Annotated in this window: 22 protein-coding genes; 20 read left to right on the top strand and 2 right to left on the bottom strand. The window is 64.8% G+C overall.

The window, feature by feature from the left end; genetic code table 11:
- The first annotated feature begins 3 nt into the window (after positions 1–3).
- From JJB99_RS26945 to JJB99_RS26935, 3 genes are all read left to right on the top strand, one after another.
- Complete coding sequence (locus JJB99_RS26945) at positions 4–999, top strand: alpha/beta fold hydrolase (RefSeq protein WP_200500313.1); 996 nt, start codon at positions 4–6, stop codon at positions 997–999.
- Between the two features lie 136 nt (positions 1,000–1,135).
- Positions 1,136–4,372, top strand: coding sequence for a bifunctional cytochrome P450/NADPH--P450 reductase (locus JJB99_RS26940; protein ID WP_200495277.1), 3,237 nt, complete (start codon positions 1,136–1,138; stop codon positions 4,370–4,372).
- A gap of 29 nt (positions 4,373–4,401) precedes the next feature.
- The gene (locus JJB99_RS26935; RefSeq protein WP_200495276.1) at positions 4,402–5,076 is read left to right on the top strand and encodes a spermidine synthase; all 675 of its coding nucleotides are present in this window, start codon (positions 4,402–4,404) and stop codon (positions 5,074–5,076) included.
- On the opposite strand, the gene JJB99_RS26930 is transcribed toward JJB99_RS26935, so the two are convergent.
- Positions 5,073–5,993: an alpha/beta fold hydrolase gene (locus tag JJB99_RS26930; protein WP_200495275.1), complete on the bottom strand. Its 921-nt coding sequence runs from the start codon at positions 5,991–5,993 to the stop codon at positions 5,073–5,075. The genes JJB99_RS26935 and JJB99_RS26930 overlap by 4 nt on opposite strands.
- 170 nt (positions 5,994–6,163) lie before the next feature.
- Here JJB99_RS26930 and JJB99_RS26925 point away from each other — a divergent pair, with 170 nt between their 5' ends.
- The 16 genes from JJB99_RS26925 to JJB99_RS26850 all read left to right on the top strand — a co-directional run bounded on the left by JJB99_RS26925 (position 6,164) and on the right by JJB99_RS26850 (position 20,147).
- Positions 6,164–6,544: a hypothetical protein gene (locus tag JJB99_RS26925; protein ID WP_200500312.1), complete on the top strand. Its 381-nt coding sequence runs from the start codon at positions 6,164–6,166 to the stop codon at positions 6,542–6,544.
- Entirely contained in the window at positions 6,541–7,623 is a 1,083-nt protein-coding gene (locus tag JJB99_RS26920) for an alpha/beta fold hydrolase (protein ID WP_200495274.1), read from the top strand. Before JJB99_RS26925 ends, JJB99_RS26920 begins: the two co-directional genes overlap by 4 nt.
- Positions 7,620–8,213 (top strand): GNAT family N-acetyltransferase, encoded by a 594-nt coding sequence (locus tag JJB99_RS26915; protein WP_200495273.1) that lies wholly within the window; start codon positions 7,620–7,622, stop codon positions 8,211–8,213. Before JJB99_RS26920 ends, JJB99_RS26915 begins: the two co-directional genes overlap by 4 nt.
- A 221-nt stretch (positions 8,214–8,434) precedes the next feature.
- On the top strand, positions 8,435–8,890 hold the full coding sequence (locus JJB99_RS26910; RefSeq protein ID WP_200495272.1) for a phasin: 456 nt from the start codon (positions 8,435–8,437) through the stop codon (positions 8,888–8,890).
- A 209-nt stretch (positions 8,891–9,099) separates the two neighbouring features.
- Positions 9,100–10,386 (top strand): DUF445 domain-containing protein, encoded by a 1,287-nt coding sequence (locus JJB99_RS26905; protein WP_200495271.1) that lies wholly within the window; start codon positions 9,100–9,102, stop codon positions 10,384–10,386.
- A gap of 189 nt (positions 10,387–10,575) precedes the next feature.
- The gene (locus JJB99_RS26900; protein ID WP_200495270.1) at positions 10,576–11,346 is read left to right on the top strand and encodes an alpha/beta fold hydrolase; all 771 of its coding nucleotides are present in this window, start codon (positions 10,576–10,578) and stop codon (positions 11,344–11,346) included.
- 215 nt (positions 11,347–11,561) lie between these two features.
- Positions 11,562–12,428 carry a phenylacetic acid degradation operon negative regulatory protein PaaX gene (gene paaX, locus JJB99_RS26895; protein ID WP_200495269.1) on the top strand — a complete coding sequence of 289 codons (867 nt, stop codon included), beginning with the start codon at positions 11,562–11,564 and terminating at the stop codon, positions 12,426–12,428.
- A 76-nt stretch (positions 12,429–12,504) separates the two neighbouring features.
- Positions 12,505–13,497 carry a 1,2-phenylacetyl-CoA epoxidase subunit PaaA gene (paaA, locus tag JJB99_RS26890; protein WP_200495268.1) on the top strand — a complete coding sequence of 331 codons (993 nt, stop codon included), beginning with the start codon at positions 12,505–12,507 and terminating at the stop codon, positions 13,495–13,497.
- A gap of 10 nt (positions 13,498–13,507) precedes the next feature.
- Complete coding sequence (paaB, locus tag JJB99_RS26885) at positions 13,508–13,795, top strand: 1,2-phenylacetyl-CoA epoxidase subunit PaaB (protein WP_080136639.1); 288 nt, start codon at positions 13,508–13,510, stop codon at positions 13,793–13,795.
- 12 nt (positions 13,796–13,807) lie between these two features.
- Positions 13,808–14,584 (top strand): 1,2-phenylacetyl-CoA epoxidase subunit PaaC, encoded by a 777-nt coding sequence (gene paaC, locus JJB99_RS26880; protein WP_200495267.1) that lies wholly within the window; start codon positions 13,808–13,810, stop codon positions 14,582–14,584.
- On the top strand, positions 14,578–15,081 hold the full coding sequence (gene paaD, locus JJB99_RS26875; RefSeq protein ID WP_200495266.1) for a 1,2-phenylacetyl-CoA epoxidase subunit PaaD: 504 nt from the start codon (positions 14,578–14,580) through the stop codon (positions 15,079–15,081). Before paaC ends, paaD begins: the two co-directional genes overlap by 7 nt.
- 2 nt (positions 15,082–15,083) lie before the next feature.
- Positions 15,084–16,166: a 1,2-phenylacetyl-CoA epoxidase subunit PaaE gene (gene paaE, locus JJB99_RS26870; RefSeq protein ID WP_200495265.1), complete on the top strand. Its 1,083-nt coding sequence runs from the start codon at positions 15,084–15,086 to the stop codon at positions 16,164–16,166.
- Positions 16,167–16,221: 55 nt separating this feature from the next.
- On the top strand, positions 16,222–16,671 hold the full coding sequence (gene paaI / locus JJB99_RS26865; RefSeq protein ID WP_200495264.1) for a hydroxyphenylacetyl-CoA thioesterase PaaI: 450 nt from the start codon (positions 16,222–16,224) through the stop codon (positions 16,669–16,671).
- Between the two features lie 30 nt (positions 16,672–16,701).
- Positions 16,702–18,033, top strand: a complete 1,332-nt coding sequence (paaK, locus tag JJB99_RS26860) for a phenylacetate--CoA ligase PaaK (protein WP_200495263.1) — start codon at positions 16,702–16,704, stop codon at positions 18,031–18,033.
- A 51-nt stretch (positions 18,034–18,084) separates the two neighbouring features.
- Complete coding sequence (locus JJB99_RS26855; protein WP_200495262.1) at positions 18,085–19,089, top strand: quinone oxidoreductase family protein; 1,005 nt, start codon at positions 18,085–18,087, stop codon at positions 19,087–19,089.
- A gap of 2 nt (positions 19,090–19,091) precedes the next feature.
- The gene (locus JJB99_RS26850; RefSeq protein ID WP_200495261.1) at positions 19,092–20,147 is read left to right on the top strand and encodes a YeeE/YedE family protein; all 1,056 of its coding nucleotides are present in this window, start codon (positions 19,092–19,094) and stop codon (positions 20,145–20,147) included.
- On the opposite strand, the gene JJB99_RS26845 is transcribed toward JJB99_RS26850, so the two are convergent.
- Positions 20,126–21,040: a DMT family transporter gene (locus JJB99_RS26845; protein WP_200495260.1), complete on the bottom strand. Its 915-nt coding sequence runs from the start codon at positions 21,038–21,040 to the stop codon at positions 20,126–20,128. The genes JJB99_RS26850 and JJB99_RS26845 overlap by 22 nt on opposite strands.
- 100 nt (positions 21,041–21,140) lie before the next feature.
- On the opposite strand from JJB99_RS26845, the gene JJB99_RS26840 reads away from it, so the two are divergent.
- Complete coding sequence (locus JJB99_RS26840) at positions 21,141–22,565, top strand: PLP-dependent aminotransferase family protein (protein WP_246775331.1); 1,425 nt, start codon at positions 21,141–21,143, stop codon at positions 22,563–22,565.
- The last annotated feature ends 53 nt before the right edge of the window (positions 22,566–22,618 follow it).

Below are 22,618 nucleotides of genomic sequence, written 5' to 3'. Positions count from 1 at the left end.
ATGATGATTGAAATGCCGCCGCTCAAGTTCGTCCAGACGAACGGAATCCGCATGGGCTATTACGAGGCAGGTCCGGCCACGGACACCCCGCCGATCGTGCTGTGCCACGGCTGGCCCGAGTTCGCGTTCTCCTGGCGCCACCAGATCAAGGCGCTGAGCGAGGCCGGCATCCGCGTAATCGCGCCAGACCAGCGCGGCTATGGTGCGACCGACCGGCCCGAGCCGGTCGAGGCCTACGACATCGAAAATCTGACCGGCGACCTCGTCGGGCTGCTCGATCATCTGGAGATCGACAAGGCCATCTTCGTCGGTCACGATTGGGGCGGCTTCGTCGTCTGGCAGATGCCGCTGCGGCACATCGACCGCGTCGCCGGCGTGGTCGGCATCAACACGCCCCATACCAATCGCGCCTGGGCCGATCCGATCGAGCTGTTGCGCGCGCGCTTCGGCGATCAGATGTATATCGTGCAGTTCCAGGATCCGGCGCGCGAGCCCGACAGGATTTTCGGCAGCCGTGTCGAGCAGACATTTGACGCTTTCATGCGCAAGCCGGTGCCGCGCGCGGCCGACGCGCCGCCGGAGGAGGTTGTTGCCGGTGTCGGCGCCTCGCCGCGGCTCAATCTGGCGTTTCCGCAGATGATCGCCGGCTATGATGCGAAGCACGATCCGCGTACGCCGATCCTGTCGCCGGAAGAGAAGAAGGTGTTCGTCGACACCTTTACAAGGACCGGCTTCACCGGCGGTATCAATTGGTACCGCAACATGTCGCGCAACTGGACGCGCTCGGAAGGCCTCGATCACACCGTGCGGGTGCCCTCGCTGATGATCATGGCCGAGAACGACGCGGTGCTGCCGCCGTCTTCCGCCGATGGCATGGACAAGCTGATCCCCGATCTGGAGAAATATCTGGTCCGCGACAGCGGCCATTGGACGCAGCAGGAGAAGCCGGACGAGGTCAGCGCCAAGCTGATCGAATGGCGTAGAAGGCGGTTTGGCTAATTCGTCATTGAAGCTCGTCATTGCGGGGCGCGAAGCGACGAACCAATCCAGATCTGTCACCGCGGATGCATTTCTGGATTGCCTCGCTTCGCTCCCAATGACGATGTTGATACTGAGGCAGGGGGAGGCGCACTTAATGTCATCCAAGAACCGTCTGGACCCGATTCCGCAGCCGCCGGCCAGGCCGGTGGTCGGCAACATGCTGTCGCTGGATTCGGCCGCACCGGTGCAGCACCTGACACGGCTTGCCAAGGAGCTCGGCCCGATCTTCTGGCTCGACATGATGGGCTCGCCGATCGTCGTCGTCTCCGGCCACGATCTCGTCGACGAGCTCTCGGACGAGAAGCGTTTCGACAAGACGGTGCGCGGCGCGCTGCGGCGTGTGCGCGCGGTCGGCGGCGACGGCCTGTTCACGGCAGACACCAGGGAGCCAAACTGGAGCAAGGCGCACAACATCCTGCTCCAGCCGTTCGGCAACCGCGCGATGCAATCCTATCACCCGAGCATGGTCGATATTGCCGAGCAGCTCGTGCAGAAATGGGAGCGGCTCAACGCCGACGACGAGATCGACGTCGTCCACGACATGACCGCACTGACGCTGGATACGATCGGCCTGTGCGGCTTCGACTACCGTTTCAATTCGTTCTACCGGGGTGACTACCATCCCTTTGTCGAATCGCTGGTGCGCTCGCTCGAAACCATCATGATGACGCGCGGCCTGCCGTTCGAGCAGCTCTGGATGCAGAAGCGCCGCAAGACGCTCACTGAAGACGTCGCATTCATGAACAAGATGGTCGACGAGATCATCGCCGAACGCCGCAAGAGTGCGGAGGGAACCGACGACAAGAAGGACATGCTCGCGGCGATGATGACCGGTGTCGACCGCTCGACCGGCGAGCAGCTCGACGACGTCAACATCCGCTATCAGATCAACACGTTTTTGATCGCGGGCCACGAGACCACCAGCGGCCTGCTGTCGTGCACGATCTATGCGCTGCTCAAGCACCCCGACATGCTCAAGAAGGCCTATGACGAGGTCGATCGCGTTCTCGGCCCTGACCTCAATGCGAAGCCGACCTACCAGCAGGTGACGCAGCTCACCTACATCACGCAGATCCTGAAAGAGGCGCTGCGGCTGTGGCCGCCGGCGCCGGCCTATGGCATCTCGCCGCTCAATGACGAGACCATCGGCCGCGGCAAGTACAAGCTCCGGAAGGGCACGTTCACCACCATCCTGGTGACGGCGCTGCACCGCGATCCCTCGGTCTGGGGTCCGAACCCCGATGCCTTCGATCCCGAGAACTTCAGCCGCGAGGCGGAAGCAAAACGGCCGGTCAATGCCTGGAAACCGTTCGGCAATGGCCAGCGCGCCTGCATCGGCCGCGGCTTTGCCATGCACGAGGCGGCGCTCGCGCTCGGCATGATCCTCCAGCGCTTCAAGCTGATCGACCACCAGCGCTATCAGATGCATCTGAAGGAGACGCTGACGATGAAGCCTGAGGGCTTCAAGATCAAGGTGCGGCCGCGGGCCGACCCCGAGCGCGGCGCCTATGGCGGGCCGATTGCCGCAACAGCATCGGTGCCGAAGGCGCCGCGTCAGCCGACGGCGCGTCCCGGCCACAACACGCCGATGCTGGTGCTGTACGGCTCCAACCTCGGCACCGCCGAGGAACTCGCGACGCGCATGGCCGATCGTGCCGAGATCAACGGCTTTGCCGTGCATCTCGGCCCGCTGGACGACTACGTCGGCAAGCTGCCGCAGGAGGGCGGCGTGCTGATCATCTGTGCCTCCTATAACGGCGCGCCGCCTGACAATGCGACGCAGTTCGTCAAATGGCTCGGCGACGACCTGCCGAAGGATGCCTTCGCCGGCGTACGCTATGCCGTGTTCGGCTGCGGTAACAGCGATTGGGCGGCGACCTATCAATCGGTGCCGCGTTTCATCGACGAGCAATTGTCCGGGCATGGCGCCCGCGCGGTCTATCCGCGTGGCGAGGGCGATGCGCGCAGCGATCTCGACGGCCAGTTCCAGAAATGGTTCCCGGCGGCGGCCCAGGTCGCGACCAAGGAATTCGGCATCGACTGGAATTTCACCCGCACCGCCGAGGACGATCCGCTCTACGCGATCGAGCCGGTCGCGGTAACCGCCGTCAACACCGTCGTCGCCCAGGGCGGCGCGGTGGCGATGAAGGTGCTGGTCAATGACGAGCTTCAGAACAAGAGTGGGTCCAATCCCTCGGAGCGCTCGACGCGCCATATCGAGGTGCAACTGCCGTCCAACATCACCTACCGCGTCGGCGATCACTTAAGCGTTGTCCCGCGCAACGATCCGGCCCTGGTGGATTCGGTAGCCCGCCGCTTCGGCTTCCTGCCGGCCGACCAGATCAGGCTTCAGGTCGCCGAGGGCCGCCGCGCCCAATTGCCGGTCGGCGAAGCCGTGTCGGTTGGACGCCTCCTCAGCGAGTTCGTCGAACTGCAGCAGGTGGCGACGCGCAAGCAGATCCAGATCATCGCCGAGCACACCCGGTGCCCCGTGACAAAGCCGAAGCTGCTCGCCTGTGTTGGCGAAGAGCCTGAAACGCTCGAGCGCTACCGGACCGAGATCTTGGCGAAGCGCAAATCGGTGTTCGACCTGCTGCTCGAATATCCGGCCTGCGAATTGCCGTTCCACGTTTATCTGGAAATGCTCTCGCTGCTGGCGCCACGTTATTACTCGATTTCGTCCTCGCCATCAGTCGACCCGGCGCGTTGTAGCGTCACCGTCGGCGTGGTCGAAGGGCCGGCCGCTTCGGGCCGCGGCGTCTACAAGGGCATCTGCTCGAACTATCTTGCCAACCGTCGCGCCGGCGATGCGATCTACGCCACCGTGCGCGAGACCAAGGCCGGCTTCCGGCTGCCGGATGATTCATCCGTGCCGATCATCATGATCGGCCCCGGCACGGGCCTTGCGCCGTTCCGCGGCTTCCTCCAGGAGCGCGCCGCGCGCAAGGCGAAAGGTGCCGCGCTCGGCCCGGCCATGCTGTTCTTCGGCTGCCGTCATCCCGACCAGGATTTTCTCTATGCGGAGGAGCTAAACGCGCTGGCGGCCGACGGCATTACCGAGCTGTTCACGGCGTTCTCGCGCGCGGACGGACCGAAGACTTATGTGCAGCACATGCTCGGTGCGCAGAAGGACAAGGTCTGGCTGATGATCGAGCAGGGCGCGATCATCTATGTCTGCGGCGACGGCGGCAAGATGGAGCCCGACGTGAAGGCGGCGCTGGTTGCGATCCATTGCGAGAAGAGCGGCAGCGATGCCGCCACGGCGGCGCGCTGGATCGAGGAGATGGGCGCAAAGAACCGGTATGTGCTGGATGTCTGGGCGGGAGGGTGATGTTCGTCCGATCGTGCTAAACCTCTCGCATGATTCCCTGGGAAAAGATCGACACCGCCAAAATCCCCGGTTCCGATGAAGAGCTCCGCCTGATGCGGCGGGGCAAGGAGTTCTCGATCAAGCTCGGCACCAATGAGCTGATGAACAACCGCCTGTCAGGCTCCGAAGCCGCGCTCGCGACGCTTGCAGCGAAGCAAATCGAGAAGGTCGCCAAGCCTGTCATCCTCATCGGCGGCCTCGGCATGGGGTTTACGCTGCGTGCGGCGCTCGCCGTGCTGGGAAGCAAGGCGAAGGTGGTGGTCGCCGAACTGGTGCCTGCGGTGGTCGCCTGGGCGCGCGGCCCGATGGCAGAGGTCTTCGGAGATAGTCTCGATGATGTCAGGGTGAAAATCAGGGAAACCGACGTTGGCGAAATCATCCGCACGCAGCGCTCGGCCTTTGACGCGATTCTCCTCGACGTCGACAACGGGCCGGAGGGGCTGACCAGAAAGGGCAACGACGCGCTCTACAATGCGAGCGGGTTGACGGCAGCGAAGACGGCGCTGCGATCGGGCGGTGTGCTCGCTGTCTGGTCATCCGGACCTAACCCTGCATTCACCAAGCGACTTGGGCGCGCCGGGTTCGATGTCAACGAAGTCGCTGTCCGTGCTACCGGCCGAGGCGGCGGCGCGCGCCACGTGATCTGGATCGCGAGGAAAGCTTAAGCTGCCTGCGCCGCCGCGCCATGGGCGTGCTTGGCGATGGCGTCGATGATCTGCGGCCAGAACCGCCTCGGCAAGGCGTGACCCATGCCTTCGATCATCAACAGCTTTGCTCCTGGAATGGACTCCGCCGTGTCCTTGCCGCCTTCGGGGCGCACCAGCGGATCGACCGTGCCGTGGATCACCAGCGTCGGTGTCTTGACCGCATGCAGTCGCTCCCTGCGGCTGCCGGAGGCGAGCACGGCGCGCAGCTGGCGGCCGACGCCGGCCGGATTGAGCCCGCGCGCGAACACGCGCTCGGCACGGCCGGGGTCGAGCGCTTCCTCTTCCGGAAACGAGCCGGCGCGGAGCACCCTCCAAGTCTCGCCGTAGCGGACGATGAACTCCTCCTTGCTCTTCGGCGGCGGCGCCATCAGCATGGCGGCGGCCTCGCGTGTCGGCGGCGGCACGCGCGGATTGCCCGTGGTCGACATGATCGAGGTCAGCGAGCGCACGCGCTGGGGAAACGACAGCGTCACCTCCTGGGCGATCATGCCGCCCATGGAGGCCCCGACCAGATGCGCCGATTTGATGCCGAGCGCGTCCATCAGCCCGACCGTGTCCCTGGCCATGTCGATCAGCTTGTAGGGCGCGGCGACGGGAATCCTGAGGAAGCGCAGCTTCAGCAGCTCGAGCGGGGTCAGGCGCTTGCCGCCGGTGAGGTGGCTCGACTTGCCGATGTCGCGATTGTCGAAGCGGATCACGCGGAAGCCGTGCGCGGCGAGCTGCTCGCAGAAGCCATCATCCCAATGGATCATCTGCGCCCCGAGCCCCATGATCAGCAGCAGCGGCTCGGCATTGTCGTTGCCAAAAATCTCGTAACAGATGTCGATGCCGTTGGCACGGACGGTCTGCGGCGGCTGGTGGGCGGAGGCGTTCACGGGCGTGTTCCCTCGGGCTACTGATCGGCGCTGTATCGCACGGTTTCGTTCCGCGAAGAAGCCGTATGCGCGACACCGCGATCGCTGCTTGCCGGTTGACCGGCACTGCGCAACGGTGTGGTATGGCGGGAAAAGAAGGGCGCAAAGCCTTCCACATTGGGAGGACGCTGATGACCGACAAGATCACCGATCCGGTCGCCTTGTGGCAGAAGATGGTTGGCGAGATGGAGAAGGGGTTCAACGCCTTCGCCACCAAGGCCATGGAGACGCCTGAGTTCTCGCAGGCCATGAACCGCGCCGGCGGCGTCGCTGCAGGTGCTCAGAAGCAATTCGGCGATCTCATGGAGAAGTACCTGCTCTCCATGAACCTGCCGAGCCGCGAGCAGATGACCGGTATCGCCGAGCGGCTTCAGTCGATCGAAGGCCAGCTCGGTGAGATCAAGTCGATGCTGAGCCAGATGTCGGCGAATCCGGGCACGCAACAGGTTGGCGCGGCGCCGCGGCCGCCGCGCACGAAGCGTCCGCCGCCCGAAGGCGGAGAGCAAAAATGAATGCGCCGACGGGACTTGATTTCGCGGCCATCCCGGAGCGCATCCAGTCCGAAGTGCAGCGCGCCATCATGCGCAGCATCAAGGGCGTCGAATATTTCTCCACCTCCGGACCCACGCTCGGCTCGACGCCAAAGGACGTGCTGCATTCGCGCGGCACCATGAGCCTCTATCATTACCGGCCGATGTCGGACGAGATCTACCGCGTGCCAGTGCTGATCGTGATGGCGACCACCAACCGCGGCTACATCCTCGACCTCGTGCCCGGCCAGAGCTTTATCGAGTTCCTGCTGTGGCGCGGCTATGACGTCTACATGCTCGACTGGAGTGCGCCACGGCCGGAGGAGAAGAGCCTGCGCATGGAGGACTATGTCCTCGACTTCATCCCGGATTGCGTCCGCCGCGTGCAGGCCGATTCCGGCGAGCAGGACGTCTCCGTCATCGGATATTGCTTCGGCGGCGTACTCTCGCTGCTCTACGGTTCGATCTTCCCGGATGGGCCGATGAAGAATCTGATCTGCTTCACCACGCCGATCGATTTCCGCGAGATGAAGCTGTTCGCGAACTTCTCCGATCGACGCTATTTCGACGTCGACCGCCTCGTCGACAGCGTCGGCAACGTGCCGCCGGAGATGATCCTGTCCTCGTTCGAGATGCTGCGCCCCGCCTCGCGCACGGTGAGCCAGATCCAGCTCTGGGAGAACATCTGGAACGACGAATTCGTGAAGTCGTACCGGATGTTCGACCGCTGGGCGACCGACACGCTGCCGCTCGCCGGCGAATATTTCCGCACCATCACCAAGGACCTGATGTGGGACAACAAGCTGTTCAACGACACCATGTCGGTCGGCGGCCGCGCGGCAAAGCTGGAGAACATCAAGGTGCCGATCCTGCATGCGGTCGCCGAACACGACCACATCGTGCCTTATGATGCCGCAAAGCACCTGATCGCCAAGATCGGGTCGCAGGACAAGGAAGAGGTGGTGCTGAAAGGCGGTCACGTCTCGCTGGTCGCCGGCGCCAATGCGGTGAAGCGGCTGTGGCCGAAACTGGATTCCTGGCTGGGAAAGAGATCGACATGAGCGAGCAGCGTTCCTATCCGCGTCAGGTCAGCACCGATGCCGGCAATATCGAGATCCGCCTGATGTCGCCCGCGGACGAAGCCGCGGTGCTGGCGTTCGGCAAGCGCCTGCCGACCCACGACCTGTTGTTCCTGCCGCGCAACATCAGTGAGCCGAAGGTGCTGTCGGCCTGGGTCAAGGAGATCGAGCGCGGCGCGATTCAGAGCCTGCTCGCGGTAAAAGAGGGCACGGTCGTCGGCTGCGGCACGCTGGTGCGCGACCCGCATTCCTGGTCGCCTCATGTGGGCGAGATCCGGATGGTGATCTCGCCCGATGTCCGCGGTAAAGGGGTGGGGAAGGTGTTGTCGCAGGAGACCTTCGCGCTCGCGCTCGGCGCCGGCCTGGAAAAGCTCTCGGTGCAGATGACGGTCGACCAGCAGGCGGCGATCGCCTTGTTCGAGAGCCTCGGCTTCAAGGCCGAGGCGCTGCTGCGGGACCATGTCCGCGACGTCGACGGCAAGACCCACGACATCGTCGTGCTCGGCCATAACATCGCGCAAGTCCAGGCTCAGATGGAGGCCTACGGGCTGCCGGACGCGGTTCAGCACTGAGCAGTGCCGCCCGGCACAAAAGCGCAATTCAACCCCATGCAAAGTAGACATGCGGCAACAGCGGCAGGTTGCCTATCGTTAAGGCTGCTCACTATTTCGTGATATCGCACTGCAATATTGATATTGCATCGCACAATTAACTATGCCATATAAGCCGTGCCCCGGGCCAACGCGGACGGGGTGAGCCCATAGCTCAACCCAATGAGGATGGAGAGAACCCCATGACCACCGAAATCAACACCGCCTTCGACGGCTTCAAGGACGCTTTCAAGAACATCCAGAATCTGGAAGTTCCTGAGGCCGCCCGCGAGTTCGTCAAGAAGACCGCCAACACCGCCAAGGACCGTGCTGCCGAGGTGTTCGCTGGCTCCGAGCGCGTGACCGCCGCCGTCGAAAACGCGGTGACCGAGTCCGTCACTGAAGCCGGCAAGATCAGCCGCAACATCCAGCAGGCGATCTACGAAGACGCCGAGGCGTTCTTCTCTGGCATCGACAAGCTGGCCTCCGCCAAGTCGATCAGCGAAGCCGTCGAGATCCAGTCGAGCCTGCTCCGCGCCCGCGGCGAAGTGTTCGTCTCGCGCGCCAAGGCGACCGCCGACTATTTCGGCCAGCTCGCCGCCAATGGCGCCAAGGCCGCTCAGGATAACTTTGCCAAGGTCTACACCAAGACCGCCTGATCCGGCGCCCTGAGTACAAGCTGAAATTTGAGGCCCGCTTCGGCGGGCCTTTGTTTTTTCCTGGGTTCCCCGGATGCGTGCAGCGCGCCGCGCTTGCGGCGTGGTGCACTGCTGATCCGGGGTCCATGCTGGGTCCCGGCTCTGCGGAGCATCGCTGCGCGCTGCACCGCGTCCGGGACACACCGTGAGCGACGCGCTAAGTATTCACAATGAACGCACCCGCCGCTTTTTCCTTCGACACTCCCGGCGATACCGAACGAGCGGCCGAACTGCGCCGAGTCAAGGCGCTGGCGACGCTGGTGCTCGCTTCCACACTCGCGCTGTTCGTGGCCGCGAAATGGCTTTTGCCCGTGCACCCCGTGTTCGGCTTCATCGCCGCCTTCGCGGAAGCCGCGACCATCGGCGGCCTTGCCGACTGGTACGCCGTGGTCGCGCTGTTCAAGCGCCCGCTCGGCCTGCCGATCCCGCACACCGCGATCATCCAGAGCAATCAGGCCCGCATCGCCGACAAGCTCGGCGAGTTCATCCAGGTGCATTTCCTCGAGGCCGGCCCGGTCGAGGCCAAGCTGAAGGAGATCGATTTCGGCTCGTTCGTTGCCGACTGGCTGCGTGACCGCAAGCGCAGCGATGATCTCGCCCGCTTCGCGCTACGTCTCTTGCCCGAGGCTTTTTCCGCGACCGAGACCTCCGGCCTGATGACCTTCATCATCCGCCGCATGTCCTCGCAGCTCCAGGCGATCGACCTGGCGCCGCTCGCCGCCGGCACGCTGCGCGGCTTCGTCGCGGAGGGACGCCACCAGATCCTGTTCGACGATCTCCTGCGCATCATGCACGAGACGCTGAACCAGAAGGAGACGATGGCGATGATCCGCGAGAAGGTGCGCGCGGAGTTGCCGAGCCTGCTCAGGCTCTATCGGGCGGACAAGTTTCTGGTGAACAAGATCGTGGCCTCCGCCACCGCTTTCTTCAATGAGGTGCGCAGCGATCCCAAGCATCCGTTTCGTGGCGAGTTCGACCGCATGGTGCTGAGCTTCGTCGACCGGCTCGGCTCCGACCAGGCCTATATCGACCGCATCGACGGCCTGAAGCGCGATCTGCTGGCCAGGCCGGAGCTATCGGATCTTGCTCGCACCGTCTGGGCCAACACGCGCTCCTTCATCGAGCGCAGCGCATCCGGTGAAATGCAGGTGCTCCAGCATCACCTCGCCGGCATGTTCGTCGCCGCGGGTGAAGCGCTTGCCGGCGATGCCGACCTGCGCGGGGAGATCAATCAGGGCTTAGTAGCCGTCTTGCGCAGCTTCGTCGCTGACCAGAAAAGCGGCGTCTCGACCTTCATTTCCGACCAGGTCAAGGCGTGGAATATGACGCAGCTGATTTCGCTGATCGAAATCAACATCGGGCGCGACCTGCAATACATCCGCTTCAACGGTTCGCTGATCGGCGGGCTGGCAGGGCTGGCGCTCTACTCCGTAGAATTCCTGCTCCGATTGTTGTGACTTTTGCGTCACGCCCGTTAGCATTAACGCGCGGGCCTATTGTCGCTTCGTGTTCCACCGGCTTGAATGCCGGGAACCGGCCGCCTAGCTGATTCATGTTGCGCTGCGGAACGTTCGAGAAGCCGGCGTATTGGAATTCATGCTCATTTGCCGGCATCGCGGCTGGCGCCTGCTCAAGGAAAACAATCGATGACCGCCACTGCCCAGACGCTGCGTCCGCCGTCCCGTACCCTGATGTTTCTGGAAGGACGCGCGATCCACGAGTTCGGCGCATTCCTTGGCGCGCTGCCGCTCTTGAGCCTTGCGCCGCGCGGCGATGGACATCCGGTGCTGGTGCTGCCCGGCCTCGTGGCCTCGGACGCCTCTACGCGCGCGCTGCGCGCGTTTCTGACGAGCAAGGGCTATGCAGTGAGCGGCTGGCGCCAGGGCCGCAACTACGGCCTGCGCCCGGGCGTGCAGCATGCGATGGTCGACCTCGTCCAGGAGCTCAGCGATACCCATGGCCGCAAGATCAGCCTGGTCGGCTGGAGTCTCGGCGGCCTCTATGCGCGCCAGCTCGCCAAGATGATGTCCGAGCGCGTGCGCCAGGTGATCACGCTCGGCAGCCCCTTTGCCGGCGATCCCCGGTCGACCAATGCCTGGCGCGTCTATGAATGGGCGAGCGGGCGGAAGTCCGACGAGGTCGATCCGCGGTTCGGCGGCGATCTCGCCGATCCACCGCCGGTGCCGACCACCGCCATCTTCAGCCGCACTGACGGCGTCTGCGCCTGGCAGGGCTGCATGGAGAAGTCGGGCGCCGAGACCGAGAGCATCGAGATCGAAAGCAGCCATTGCGGCATGGGCCATCATCCCGCCGCGGTCTATGCCGTCGCCGACCGCCTCGCGCAGAAGGAAGGTCAGTGGCGGCCGTTCGACCGCGGCGGCTGGCGCAGCCTGGTGTACCCCGATCCGCATCGGTGATTTCTTTCTTCACCTCGCCCCGCTTGCGGGGAGAGGTCGATCGCGCAGCGATCGGGTGAGGGGGCTCTCCGCGAGTCCAACTGCCACCGTATGTGCGGAAGCAGCCCCTCACCCCGCCCTCTCCCCGTAAGAACGGGGAGAGGGAGACGACACAGCGGGGCGTGTGGCTTTAGCCTCCGTTGTCCCACCCGCACCAAACGCGCTATGCCTCGGGCATGGCGCATCCGCTCTCCCGTATCATCGACCAGCTCAAGCGCGAGCCGTCGCGCACCGGATCCATCGTCATTACGCTGTTCGGCGACGCCATCGTGCCACGCGGCGGTGTGGTGTGGCTTGGCACGCTCTTGGAATTCTTCGAGAGCCTGGACATCGACAGCGGCGTCGTGCGCACCGCGATGTCGCGCCTTGCCGCCGACGGCTGGCTGACGCGCGAAAAAGTCGGCCGCAACAGCTTTTATCGTCTGGCTGACAAGGGTCGCCAGACCTTCGAAGCCGCGACGCGCCACATCTACGATCCTCCGCCGTCGGACTGGAGCGGCCGCTTCGAGCTGCTGCTAATCGGTAATGGCGAGGACCGCGACGCTTCGCGCGAAGCGCTCCGCAATGCCGGCTTCGGCAGTCCGCTGCCGGGCGTGTGGGTCGCGCCATCAGGCGTGCCGGTGCCGGACGAAGCCGTGGGCGCCATCCGTCTCGAAGTCTCGGCCGAGGATGACAGCGGCCGCCGTCTCCTCAGCGCGAGCTGGCCGCTGGATCGCACCGCCGACGCTTATCTGAAATTCATGAAGACGTTCGAACCGCTGCGCGCCGCGATCGCGCGCGGCACGGACTTATCCGACGCTGATGCGTTCACGGCGCGCATCCTGCTGATCCACTACTACCGCCGCGTCGTGCTGCGCGACCCGCTGCTGCCCGAAAGCCTGCTGCCGGCGGACTGGCCGGGCAGGGCCGCCCGCGCGCTCTGCGGTGCGATCTATCGCGCCCTGCTTCCGCCGTCCGAACAATGGCTTGATCGCCATGGAACCAATGAGAAGGGCCCGCTGCCGCCGGCACGGAAGCTTCTGGAAAGGAGGTTCGGTACTTGACGTATATGTTACAGAAATATCTTGCATGACGAAATTTTTGATATATATTACCTCCCAATAAAACGGGAGGACGCGCATGTATACCCAGGCGCTGAACACGGCCGAGACCGATGATCGCGGTCTTGAGGACGCCGCCAAGGCTGCGCAGTTCCAGGCCCGCATCGATGCCGAAGAGCGCATCGAGCCGAACGACTGGATGCCGGCGGCGTATCGCAAGACGCTGACCCGCCAGATCTCCCAGCACGCCCATTCCGAAATCGTCGGCATGCTGCCCGAAGGCAACTGGATCACACGCGCGCCGACGCTGCGCCGCAAGGCGGCGCTGCTCGCCAAGGTGCAGGACGAGTGCGGCCATGGGCTTTATCTCTACGCCGCCGCCGAGACGCTCGGCACCTCGCGCGAAGAGCTGGTCGACGCCATGCTCGCGGGCAAGGCCAAATATTCGTCCATCTTCAACTACCCGACGCTGACCTGGGCCGACATCGGCACCATCGGCTGGCTGGTCGACGGCGCCGCGATCATGAACCAGATCCCGCTGTGCCGCTGTTCCTACGGCCCCTATGCCCGCGCGATGATCCGCGTCTGCAAGGAGGAGTCCTTTCACCAGCGCCAGGGCTACGAGATCATGCTGACGCTGTGCCGCGGCTCCGACGAGCAGAAAGCGATGGCGCAGGATGCACTGAACCGCTGGTGGTGGCCGGTGCTGATGATGTTCGGCCCGCCGGATGCTGCGAGCCAGCATAGTGACGCCTCCACCAAGTGGAAGATCAAGCGCTTCTCCAACGACGAGCTGCGCCAGAAATTCGTCGATGCCACCGTGCCGCAGGCACAATATCTCGGCCTCACCATTCCCGATCCCGGCATGACCCAGGATGCCGACGGCCACTGGCGCTACAGCGAGATCGACTGGACCGAATTCAAACAGGTGCTCGCCGGCAACGGCCCGTGCAACCGCGATCGGCTCGCCGCGCGCCGCAAGGCGCATGAGGACGGCGCCTGGGTGCGTGAGGCCGCTGCCGCTTATGCTGCGAAGCGCGCGCAGCGTCAGACTGCGCAAGCCGCGGAGTAAGGAGATCAATATGGCCACGCCGAACACGCCGCTGTGGGAAGTCTTCATTCGCAGTCGCAATGGGCTTGCGCACAAGCATGTCGGATCGCTGCACGCGAGCGATGCCACCATGGCCCTTCAGGCCGCCCGCGACATCTACACCCGCCGGGGCGAGGGCCTGTCGATCTGGGTCGTGCCGTCGACTGCGATCACCGCGAGCGATCCCGCCGAGAAAGGCATGATGTTCGAGCCGGCGGAGTCGAAGATCTACCGGCATCCGACATTCTACGAAGTGCCCGACGAAGTGGGGCATATGTGATGGGTTGACGTGATGTCTTGCGCCAACATCGAGGTCTCCGAGACGCCTCTGGTGCTCTACGCGCTGCGCCGCGCCGACGATGCGCTGATCCTCGGCCATCGGCTGTCGGAATGGTGCGGACATGCACCGATGCTGGAAGAGGACATGGCGCTGTCCAATATTGCGCTCGACCTCATTGGCCAAGCACGCGAGCTCTACAGCTACGCGGCCAGGGTCGAGGGCAAGGACAACGACGAGGACAAGCTCGCGTACCTGCGCGACGTCAGGCAATACCGCAATCTGCTGCTGGTCGAGCAGCCGAATGGCGACTTTGCCCAGACCTTGGTGCGGCAGTTTTTCTATTCCGCCTTCGCCGACCTCTACTGGCGCGCGATGATGGCTTCGCGCGATGCGACGCTGGCGGCCATTGCCGCGAAGTCGGAGAAAGAGAGTGCCTATCATCTGCGCCATGCCTCGGAGTGGATCATCCGGCTCGGCGATGGCACGGACGAGAGTCATCGACGCGCGCAGGCTGCGATCGATCATCTCTGGGCTTTCACCGGCGAGATGTTTGCGGTCGATAACGGCGAGCGCGCCCTGATCCATGCCGATATCGCGGTCGATCCCGCGAGCTTGCGCGGTCGCTGGTTGAATACGGTGGCCGGTGTTCTCGCTGAGTCGACGCTCGCTTTGCCGCAGAACGATTGGATGCAGCAGGGCGGCCGCGCCGGCCGGCACAGCGAGCATCTCGGCCATCTCCTGTCCGAGCTGCAATCGATGCAGCGTACTTTCCCGGGGCAGACATGGTGACGGTGCTTGAATGCGACAGCGATCTGCGCCGGCGTGCCTGGGATGCCGCGGCGAGCGTGGTCGATCCGGAAATTCCGGTGCTGACCATCGCCGATCTCGGCGTGCTCCGCGATATCGTCCTCGACGGCGATCATGTCGAGGTCGCGATCACGCCGACGTACTCCGGCTGCCCGGCCATGAACATGATCGCGCTCGAGATCGAGCTCGCGCTGGAGCGCGCCGGTTTCCATCGTCCGAAGGTGCGCACGGTGCTGTTCCCGGCCTGGACCACCGACTGGATGAGTGAGGAGGGACGCCGCAAGCTGACCGCCTACGGCATCGCGCCGCCGCAAGCGTCAAACTCGCGTCGTGCGCTGTTCGGCGAACAAGCCGTCACGTGTCCGCAATGCGGCTCGGACAACACCGAGCTGCTATCGGAATTCGGCTCGACCTCCTGCAAGGCGCTCTGGCGCTGCAGGGCCTGCCGCGAACCCTTCGATTACTTCAAGTGTCATTGACCATGTCAGCGCCCGCACCACGCTTCCATCGCCTGGCCGTCGCCGATCTCCGCCGCGAGGCGTCGGATGCGGTTTCAATGACCTTCACCATTCCCGGCGAGCTTGCCGGTGACTACGCCTTCACGCCCGGCCAGTATCTCACCCTCCGCACCATGCTGGACGGCGAAGAGGTTCGCCGCTCCTATTCGATCTGCTCCGGCCCCGACGACGGCGAGATTCGCATTGCGGTGAAGAAGGTCGACGGCGGTGCGTTCTCGAGCTGGGCGGCGGACGAGCTGAAATCGGGCGACGAGCTCGACGTGATGACGCCGACCGGCCGCTTCGGCGTGGTCCCGCCGGCCGATAGCGGCCGCATCCATGTCGGCTTTGCCGCAGGCTCCGGCATCACGCCGATCCTGTCGATCGTCAAGGGCATTCTGGCGCGCGAGCCGGGCAGCCGCTTCTTCCTGTTCTACGGCAACCGCGCGACCGACAATATCATGTTCCTCGAGGCGCTCGAGGAGCTGAAGGACCGCTTCATTGACCGCTTCTCGATCTTCCACGTCATCTCGGGCGAGGAGCAGGACATCCCGATCCTGCATGGCCGGCTCGACGGCGACAAGGTGGGGGTGCTCCTCCGCTCGCTGGTGCCGGCGGCAAGCGTCGATCATGTTTTCATCTGCGGTCCGTCCGGAATGAGCGAGGAGGTCGAGGCGACCTGCCGCAACCTCGGCATCGCCGACGAGCGCATCCATGTCGAGCGCTTCGTCTCCGAGTTCGGCGGCAAGCCGCGGCCGAAGAAGATCGTCGCACCCGACGCGCCGCCGAAGGCGATCGCGTCGCTGATTATCGACGGCAAGCGCCGCGACGTGCCCGTCGCCGAGGACGAGGCGATTCTCGATGCCGCGCTGCGCGCCGGCCTCGATCTGCCCTTCGCCTGCAAGGGCGGCATGTGCTCGACCTGCCGGGCAAAACTGGTGGAGGGTGAAGCGCCGATGGACATCAACTATTCGCTGGAGCCTTGGGAGCTGAAGGCCGGCTTTGTCCTGACCTGCCAGGCCAAGCCATCTTCGGAGCGGGTCGTGGTCGATTACGACCACGTTTGACAGTATTGGCCAGGCAGCAGAACATCATGTGCAAACATTTGTCCGGGAGAAGCGCGTGAACGTCAAAGCCGCCCTGTCGCCTGAGGATATTGCCCGTGCCTGCGCCGATGCGATGTGGGCGGAAGACGATGCCTCCAAGGGTCTCGGCATGGAGGTCGTCGAGATTGGCCCGGGCTTTGCGACCTTGGCGATGACGGTGCGGCCGGACATGGTCAACGGCCAGCGCATCGCCCATGGCGGCTTCATCTTCACGCTCGCCGATTCTGCCTTCGCGTTCGCCTGCAACTCGCATAACGAACGCGTCGTGGCAGCGCAGGGCCAGATCACCTTCATCAAGCCGGGCAAGCTCGGCGACCGCCTCGTCGCGAAGGCGCGCGAAGTCACTCGCGGCGGCCGCTCCGGCATTTACGACGTGCGCGTCACCACAGGCGACACCGTCATCGCGGAATTCCGCGGGCATTCGCGTGTCATTCCAGGCACGTGGCTGCCGACGCAAGACGAATAAAAAAGAACGGACCGATGTGGGGAAACGAGGATGGCTCAGACGAGGCTCAAGGAAGGCGGCAACGCCTATAGCGCCGAGATGGACGCGCATGAGCGCGCGTCACGCGACGAGATCATGGCGCTGCAGACGCAGCGGCTGGCTTGGTCGCTGAAGCACGCTTACGACAATGTCGCGCACTATCGCAAGGCCTTCGACAAGGCTGGCGTGCATCCCTCCGATTTTCGCGAGTTGTCCGATCTCGCGAAATTTCCGTTCACGGTGAAGACGGACCTTCGCGACAACTATCCCTTCAACATGTTCGCCGTGCCGCGTGAGAAGCTGGTGCGCGTGCATGCGTCTTCCGGAACGACGGGCAAGCCGATCGTGGTCGGCTATACGCGAGCCGACATCGACACCTGGTCGGAGGTCATGGCGCGCTCGATCCGCGCCGCCGGCGGCCGCACCGGCATGATCATCCACAACGCCTATGGCTATGGGCTCTTCACCGGCGGCTTGGGAGTGCACTATGGCGCCGAAAGGCTCGGCTGCACTGTGGTGCCGATCTCCGGTGGCATGACCGAGCGGCAGGTGCAGCTCATCAACGATTTCCGGCCTGACATCATCACGGTGACGCCGAGCTACATGCTGGCGATCCTGGACGAGTTCAAGCGCCAGAAGCTCGATCCGCGCCAGTGCTCGCTCAAGGTCGGCATCTTCGGCGCCGAGCCATGGACCAACGCGATGCGCCGCGAGATCGAAGAGGCTTTCGACATGGATGCCACCGACATCTATGGCCTCTCCGAAGTGATCGGTCCGGGCGTCGCGCAGGAATGCATCGAAACCAAGGACGGCCTGCATATCTGGGAGGATCATTTCTATCCGGAGGTGATCGATCCCGAGACCGGCGCGGTGCTGCCTGACGGCGAGAAGGGCGAGCTGGTGTTCACCTCGCTGACCAAGGAGGCGTTTCCGGTAATCCGCTATCGCACCCGCGACCTGACGCGGCTGCTGCCGGGCACGGCGCGGCCGGGCATGCGGCGCATGGAGAAGGTGACGGGCCGCTCCGACGACATGATCATCCTACGCGGCGTCAATCTGTTTCCGACGCAGATCGAGGAAGTGCTGCTCGCGACCGACTGGTGCGGCGGGCATTTTGTCCTCGAGCTGACCCGCGAAGGCCGCATGGACGAGCTGACCATTATCGCCGAGGCGCGCCCTGAGTTCTGGGACGGTCAGGGTCTCGTCGATCATGCCGACCGAATCTCGACCCAGATCAAGAACACCATCGGCATCAGCTCCAGGGTTCAGGTGGTCGCGCCGGCCACGCTGGAACGCTCGCTCGGCAAGGCCAAGCGCCTCTATGACAAGCGGCCGAAGGATTGACTTGACCGGCCCCAAAGGCGACAAGGCCCGCGAGAAATCGCGGGTCTTTCCATGTCGTCAGACGATCCCAGAACCATTGAAGCGCGTTGCGTGCGCCTCAATGCCAAGGCCGAAAACGCCACCGTGGTCGCACCGGTGGTCGAGCGCCACACGCTCACGCGCGGTCCGAACGATCTCCTGATCGAGGTCAAGGCTGCTGCCGTCAATCCGTCCGACGTCAAGGCTGCGACCGGACTGATGCCCTATGCCGTGTTCCCGCGCACGCCGGGCCGGGATTACGCCGGCGTGGTCATCGACGGCCCGGCTGGAACGGTCGGCCGCGAGGTGTTCGGCTCGTCCGGCGATCTCGGCATCCGCCGCGACGGCACCCATGCGAGCCATCTCGTCGTCGAGGCCGATGCGGTTGTGGAGAAGCCTACGACCGTGTCCTGGGAGGAGGCCGCCGGCATCGGCGTGCCCTTCGTCACCGCGATGGAAGGTTTTCGCCGCGCCGGTGTGCCGAAGAGCGGCGAGACGGTTCTGGTGTTCGGCGTGAACGGCAAGGTCGGTCAGGCCGCGGTGCAAATCGCAACCTGGCAGGGCGCGCGCGTCATCGGCGTGGTCCGCAAGGCGGAGCGCTATGAAGGCCATGCCAACGCCCCCATCGAGGTGATCGATGCCTCTGCGACTGAAGTCGCCACGCGCGTGCGCGAACTGACCGACGGCAAGGGCGCCGACATCGTCTTCAATACCGTGGGCGATCCCTATTTCCAGGCGGCGCACAAGTCGCTGGCCTTGCGCGGCCGTCAGATCCTGATCGCCGCGATCGACCGCATCGTGCAGTTCAACATCCTCGAATTCTACCGCGGCCAGCACACTTACGTTGGCATCGACACGCTCGGCCTGTCCTCGGCCGCGACGGGCGCGGTGCTGCGCGATCTCGGCCCCGGCTTTGCGAGCGGGCACCTGAAACCATTCCCGATCAAGGCAAGCGCGATCTATCCGCTGGAGCGCGCAAAGGAAGCGTACGTTGCCGTCGCCGGCTCGTCGCGAGATCGCGTGGTCCTGAAGCCGTAATCATGGAATCCACTCAGCTCGTCATCCTCGCCGGCCTCGTCATCGGCCTTATCTACGGCGCCGTCGGCCTGCTCAGCGGGTTCTGCCTCATGAGCAGCATGCGCGGCTTTCTGGCCGAGGGCGACGGGCGGCTGGTGCGGACCTATGCGCTGGCGATTGCGGTCGCGATCGGCGTGAGCCAGTTCCTCGCCGGCTACGGCATGGTCGATCTTGGCAAGTCGATCTATCTGCAACCGACCTTCTCGGTGCCGGTGCTGTTCCTCGGCGGCCTGCTGTTCGGCTACGGCATGGTGCTGTCGAACGGCTGCGGCTCGCGCGCGCTGGTGCTGCTCGGCCGCGGCAATCTCCGCTCCTTCGTCGTCGTGATCGTGCTCGGCATCGCCGCGCAGATGACGCTCAAGGGCCTGATTGCGCCGGCGCGTATTGCGCTGGTCCAGGCCTCGCAAACCACGGTCAACGGGAACTCGCTGCCGTCACTGTTGGCGACGCTCGGTGTCGCTGAGGCTGTTTCGCGCGCGCTGGCGGCAGCCGCGGTCGTTCTTGCGCTGGTCCTGTTCGCATTCGCGCATCCGGCGTTCCGGCGCGCGCCGGGCCAGATTGCGGCTGGCGTCATCGTCGGACTTCTCGTCGCCGGCGGCTGGTACGTCACCGGCTATCTCGGCGCCGATGATTTCAATCCCGTGCCGGTGACCTCGCTCACCTTCGTCGCGCCGATCGCGGATAGCCTGCAGTACGCGATGCTCTCGACCGGGCTGACGCTGAATTTTGGCATTGCGACGGTCGCAGGTGTCTTCACCGGCAGCCTCGCCGCGGCGCTCGCAACGGGCCGCTTCAAGCTGGAAGGCTATTCCTCGCCGCGTCACATGCTGCGCTCAGGCAGCGGCGCGGCGCTGATGGGCATCGGCGGCGTGATGGCGTTCGGCTGCTCGATCGGACAGGGGCTCACGGGCCTGTCAACGCTCGCGCTGGGCTCGTTCGTCGCCGTTGCCGGCATCCTGCTCGGCACCGCGGCAGGCCTGCGCGGACGCTTGCGTGTTCAGCCGCTCGCGGTGGCCTGACCGCGCAGCAGCCGGTCGCCGAGTGTTGCCAGAGCGATGCCGGTGACGATCAGTGCGGCCGCGATCGCAAGGCTGATGTCGATCGGCTCGCCCAGCAGGATCGCGGCTGCGGCGATGCCGACCAGCGGCGTCCCGGTGGTGCCGAGCGAGGTCGTCAGCGCCGAGATGCTCCTGTTGACCATCGACATCGCCCAATAGGCCAGCGCCGTTCCGATCAGGCCGGAATACAGGAACAGCAGCACCAGCTTCCACGACCACCTTACGTGAGGTAGGCCGTCCGCGATTGTCGCGCTGACTGACAGCACGATCGTCGCCACGAGCACTTGCCAGATCAGGAGCTGGAGCGGTGAGGCGATCCAGCGATGCGCGCGGATGTAGATGATGTTCGCGGCCCAGGAGATCGCGGCCAGGATGACCATGCCGGCGCCGAGCAGGACGTTCGTATTGGTCCAGTCGATGGACGTCGGGTTCAGGATCACGGCAAGGCCGATCAGCCCGAGCAGCGCGCCGGCGAGCTTCGGCGCGGTCAGCGTGTCCTTGCCCAGCAAGGGCGCAGCGATCGCGACCCAGAGCGGCGTGGTGTAGCCGAGCACGATGGCCTTGCTCGCGGGCAGGAAGCGCACACCGGCCGCGACCAGGACCGAGAACACCGTCATGTGCAGTAGCGCCACGCTCAGCACCACCGGAATGTCGCGCCGCTCCGGGACCACCAGATTGTTGCTGAGCCCGAGGATCACGAACAAGCCGGCCAGCGCAATCCAGCTCCGGATCGCGGACGTCCACAGCGGCGGAAAGAATTGGACGAGCTGCTTCGTCACCGACCAGTTCACGCCCCAGGCCAGCACGACGATCAGGAACAGGCCGATGGCTGCACGGGGTGACAGGGAGTTCATCGCAAAATCCTTGAAGCAGTCCAGTGCGGCGCATAGCATCCGGCCTGGCACCTGAAAAAGTGCCAGATTGGAGAATAGCAAGGTGCCAGTTTCAGACGGTGTGATCTCCGCCATGATCGACCTGAATCGGGCCGACGAGCAGGGGCTGATGGCGCAACTCACCAGCCAGCTCCGAAGGCTGATCGCGAGCGGCCGTATCGGCAAAGGTCGCGCGCTGCCGTCGAGCCGCTCGCTTGCGAGCGATCTCGGCGTCTCGCGCAACACTGTCACCTATGCGTTCGAGCAGCTCGCCGCCGAGGGATATCTGGCGGCGTCGCCCGGACGCCGTCCTGTGGTCACGGTCGACGGCGGCGAACGCGGCGAAGCAGCGAATGCTGCGGGTGCGCGCACCGGCAAGCTGCGGCTCTCGCCGTGGGCCTCAAAGCTCAAGCAGACCGACTGGCCGATGTCCTATCAGGCGCCGCTGAAACCGCTGCGTCCGGGGCACGGCGATGCCAGGGAGTTTCCGAACGAGGTGTGGGCCCGCTGCCTGCGCCGCAGTGCCGTGCGTGCGGCCAGACGTGAGCTCGGATCGATCAACCGGCCGCGCCTGCGCGAGTCGCTGGCGCATTACCTCGCGACCAGCCGAGGCGTTCGCGCTAGGGCGGACCAGATCCTGATCCTGCCGAGCGCGCAGGCCGCGCTGACCCTGATCGCGGCTGCACTGATCTCGCCTGGTGACGAGGTCTGGGTCGAGGACCCCGGCTATCCCGGCGCTGCGGCCGCCTTCCGCGCCTCCGGCGCGCGCGTGACCGGTATCAGGCTGGACGAGCAGGGCATGCGGCGGATGCCTGGACTGGCGGTGCCAAAGCTCATCTTCATGACGCCATCGCATCAGCACCCGACGGGGCGGCTGATGTCGCTGGCCCGCCGCACCGCGTTTCTTGGGGCAAGCCGGCCTGGCAAGACCTGGATCGTCGAGGACGATTACGACGGCGAATTCCACTACGACAGCCGCCCCGTGCCGGCCCTGCAAGGGCTCGATGCCCATGGCCGTGTCTTCTATGTCGGGACCTTCGCGAAGGCGATGACCTCGGATATCCGGCTCGGCTATCTCGTCGTGCCGCCCGCGTTGGTCAGTATCCTGGAAATCGCACAGCGGCACATCGGGCTGATCGCCTCCAGCCACATCCAGGAGGCACTGGCCGAGTTCATCGCCGACGGACATTTCCTGGCGCATCTGCGCCGAATGCGTCGGCTCTATCACGCGCGCCGCGATCACCTCGTCGAGGGACTGGAGCGCCAGCTCGGCGAGGTGCTTTCGGTCGAGGTGCCCTCGGGCGGCATCCAGCTCATCGCGCGCCTCAAGCGCGGTTCGGCCGATCAGGCCGCGGTCAGGCGGCTGGTTGCCGCGGGCGTTGAGACGCGAGCCCTATCCAGCCTGGCACTGGGCCAGCCGCGCGATCACGGCCTGCTGCTCGGCTTCGCCGCCTGGCGCGAGAGCGAGATCAGCGCGGCGGTGCGGACGATGGCGTTGTGCTTCTAGAGCATGATCCGGAAAAGTGTGAAGCGGTTTTCCGAAGAGATCATGCTCAGACG

Source organism: Bradyrhizobium diazoefficiens, from assembly GCF_016616235.1.
Taxonomy (GTDB): Bacteria; Pseudomonadota; Alphaproteobacteria; order Rhizobiales; family Xanthobacteraceae; genus Bradyrhizobium; species Bradyrhizobium diazoefficiens_H.
This window is presented reverse-complemented; position numbering and strand designations above follow the sequence as displayed.